Source organism: Sphingomonas sp. (assembly GCF_036387595.1).
Lineage (GTDB): Bacteria > Pseudomonadota > Alphaproteobacteria > Sphingomonadales > Sphingomonadaceae > Sphingomonas.
Map to the genome: position 1 here is coordinate 1 of NZ_DASVTL010000101.1, position 3,356 is coordinate 3,356.

General features: G+C 67.1%; 3 protein-coding genes. 1 reads left to right on the forward strand and 2 read right to left on the reverse strand.

Annotation, left to right across the window (positions count from 1 at the left end):
• Nucleotides 1-159 precede the first annotated feature (159 nt).
• A complete protein-coding gene (locus tag VF643_RS11925) occupies nucleotides 160-1,452 on the forward strand; it encodes a dicarboxylate/amino acid:cation symporter (RefSeq protein WP_331043614.1) in 1,293 nt (430 codons plus the stop codon).
• Here the strand turns inward: VF643_RS11925 and VF643_RS11930 are convergent, their stop codons facing one another.
• Together VF643_RS11930 and VF643_RS11935 are read right to left on the reverse strand one after the other, a co-directional pair.
• Nucleotides 1,453-2,079 (reverse strand): glutathione S-transferase, encoded by a 627-nt coding sequence (locus tag VF643_RS11930; protein WP_331043615.1) that lies wholly within the window; start codon nucleotides 2,077-2,079, stop codon nucleotides 1,453-1,455.
• Between the two features lie 21 nt (nucleotides 2,080-2,100).
• Nucleotides 2,101-2,934, reverse strand: coding sequence for a class I SAM-dependent methyltransferase (locus VF643_RS11935; RefSeq protein WP_331043616.1), 834 nt, complete (start codon nucleotides 2,932-2,934; stop codon nucleotides 2,101-2,103).
• Between the last annotated feature and the right edge of the window lie 422 nt (nucleotides 2,935-3,356).

Genomic DNA, 3,356 nt, shown 5'->3' on the forward strand with positions numbered 1-3,356 from the left:
GCGGCGCGCAGTATTGCGGCGGTCGAGAGCAGCGGCAGAGCGGCGGCGGTGCGGATCAGGTCGCGGCGGGATGGCGAGTAGGACATCGCACAGCGATACGGTCCTTGACCCCGCGCCCGCAATCCCCTCCCTAGGGGTATCAGTATCGGGAGCGACTGCATGGCCAAGCGGCTGACCTTCTTCATTATCGTCGGGTTGGTGCTCGGGCTGATCGTCGGTTGGGGGCTGCACCTCGCGATCGACGACGGTACGCCGGCGTCGGCCGCGACGCTGACCAAGATCGCGGGCTATTTCTCCATCCTGACGACGCTGTTCTTGCGGCTCATCAAGATGATCATCGCGCCGCTGGTGTTTTCCACCCTGGTCGTCGGGATCGCGCATATGGGCGACACCGGGGCGCTCGGGCGGGTCGGGCTGCGTGCGGTGGGCTGGTTCCTGTGCGCCAGCCTGTTGTCGCTGACCCTGGGGCTGATCCTCGTCAACCTGTTCCAGCCGGGCGTCGGGCTGAACCTCCCGCTGCCGCCGGTGACCGCGACCAGCGGGGTCGACCAGGCGGCGTTCGACATCGCCAAGTTCGTCACCCATGTCGTCCCCGCATCGATGATCGACGCGATGGCACAGAACGAGATCCTCCAGATCGTGATCTTCTCGCTATTCGTCGGGGTCGCGATCACCGCGGTCGGCGAGAAGGCGGCGCCGCTGGTGAAGGCGACCGAAGCGCTTGCGGCGGTAATGTTGCAGATCACCAACTATGTGATGCGCTTCGCCCCGATCGCGGTGTTCGCCGCGGTGACGAGCACGCTGGCGGAGCGCGGGCCCGGGGTGATCGGCGATCTCGGTTACTTCATGCTGACCTTCTATATCGGCCTGGCGACCTTGTGGGCGATGCTGATCGGGATAGGGTTCCTCTTCATCGGCAAGCGGATGGGCCTGCTGGTTCGCTATATCCGGGAGCCCTTGCTGCTGGCGTTCACGACCGCTTCGTCGGAGGCGGCGTATCCGCGGACGCTGGAAGCACTGGATCGGTTCGGCGTGCCGCCCAAGATATCCAGCTTCGTGCTGCCGCTCGGTTACTCGTTCAACCTCGACGGATCGATGATCTACATGACCTTCGCGTCGTTGTTCATCGCCCAGGCTTACGGCATCGACCTGTCGCTCGGGCAGATGGTGATCATGCTGCTGGTACTGATGGTGACCTCCAAGGGCATCGCCGGGGTGCCGCGCGCCAGCCTGGTGGTGATTGCGGCGACGCTGCCGCTGTTCAAGATCCCCGAGGCGGGTCTGCTGCTGATTCTGGCGGTCGATCACTTCCTCGACATGGGCCGGTCGGCGACCAATGTGGTCGGCAACGCGGTCGCCGCGAGCGTGGTCGCACGGTGGGAAGGCACGCTCGACCCGACGGAGCCGGTCGACATCGAACCGCCTCACGCACCGAGCCGCGGCGTCGCCTAGCTATTTGGCATAGGCATAAGGGCCGCCCTTCTCCAGCGCGGTCCGGTAAGCCGGGAGGGCGTGGATCGTCGCCAGCCAGGCGATCGTCGCCGGGCGCGAGTCGTCGAGGCCGGCGCGGCTGCGCGCGGCTTCGAGCGGGAAGCTCATCATGATGTCGGCGGCGGTCATCTCGTCGCTGGCAAACCAAGGGCGGGTCGCGAGTTCCGCCTCGACATAGTTCAGATGGTTGTCGATCATCGGCTGGATCCGCTTCTGCGACGATTTGCCGAGCAGCGGGATGCGGCCGAGGATCAGTTTGAGCACCAGCGGCGGCATCATCGATCCCTCGGCATAATGCAGCCAGAAGCGATAGCGCAGCGCCGCGTCGCGGTGCGCGGGGGCGCCGAGCCGGCCGTCCGCCTTTTCGACCAGATATTCGACGATGGCGCCGGTTTCGGCGATTACCAGCCCGTCATCGTCGATCACCGGCGACTTGCCGAGCGGGTGGACACGGCGGAGCTCGGGCGGGGCGAGCATCGTCGCCTTGTCGCGTTCGTAGCGCTTGATCTCGTACGGCAGCCCGAGTTCCTCGAGCATCCACAGGATGCGCTGCGACCGTGAATTCTCGAGATGGTGAACGGTGATCATCGGCAAGCTCCCTGCTGTCGCCTACGCCGTTGCGCGCCAGAGCCATGCAGCGGCGGGAAAGGCGATCAGGTCGCCCGTCCTATAGCGCTCCAGCATCGTGGCAAGCCGATCGACCATCGCGTGCGGATCGGCCGCGGTGCGGATCGCACTCGCGATCGGACCGATGCGGCGGAGCAGCGCGACCGCTTCGGCGAGCGGATCGGCACCGTCGCCGGCGATGTAGGTGAAGTCGATCGGCTCGGGCTCGGCTGGCTGCCAGCCCGCAGCGGCAAGGAAGGCGGCGGGGATTGCGGGATCGGCGAACCCGAACGGGCCCGGGGCGTAGCCAGTGGTGGTGGCGGCGGGCGCGGCGCCGGTGACGTCGGCGACCAGGGTCGATGCCCAAGGGTTGGCGGCAGCAGCGCGGAAGCAGGAGAACACCAGCGCGGCACCGGGGCGGGCGGCGGCACGGAGCCGGACGAAGGTTGCCCCGGGGTCTGCGAAGAACATGACTCCGTGACGCGAGACGAACAGGTCGACCGAATTGGGATCGGCGATCGGGGTGTCGTGATCGAGATCGGCGGTCAGGAAGGTGCAGTTGGGCGATGCCTGCGCTCGCGATTGCGCGACGGCGACGAGTTCGGGGGAGACGTCGATGCCGGTCACCATCAGGTCGGGGCGGGCGCTGGCCAGGGCGAGGCTGGTGCTGCCGGCACCGCAGCCGATGTCTAGGGCCTTGCCTCCGGCCGGTGGTGCGGCTGCGAGGATCGCGGCGTCGAGATGGGGGGCGAGGCCGGAGAACATGCGGTCTGTGCGGTGCCATTCCTGCGCCCAGGCATTGCCGACGGGGCCAGACCATTCAGCGGCGTTGGTCATTGGGGTCTCCCGTCGATCGCGTTTGTGGCGTTGTGCTCTCGAGGGCGGGGCACTTCACTGGGTCTCTGCCTTTGCGCAGCGGCTTTGCGCGGTAGCGGGCTGGAGCCTTGACGGTGTTTTGCTGGGTGAGCCCCCTCCACCGTCTTCGACGGTCCCCCTCCCCTTGCAGGGGAGGATTGTGGTGGCTGCTGCTCCCTTTGTGCTCCCGCGAAGGCGGGAGCCCAGTACTGGGTCCCCGCATTTGCGGGGACACGAGGAGAAGCGCTGGTGTGAAACGCAAAAGGCCCGCCATTGCTGGCGGGCCTTTTGTTTCCGGCGGGCGGTCGCGCGATCAGAGATCGTCGTCCGCGTCGGGGCCGGCCATCATTTCCTCGGCGACCTTGTCGGTGCGCGCGCGGATCGCCTTTTCGAGGCGGTCGGCC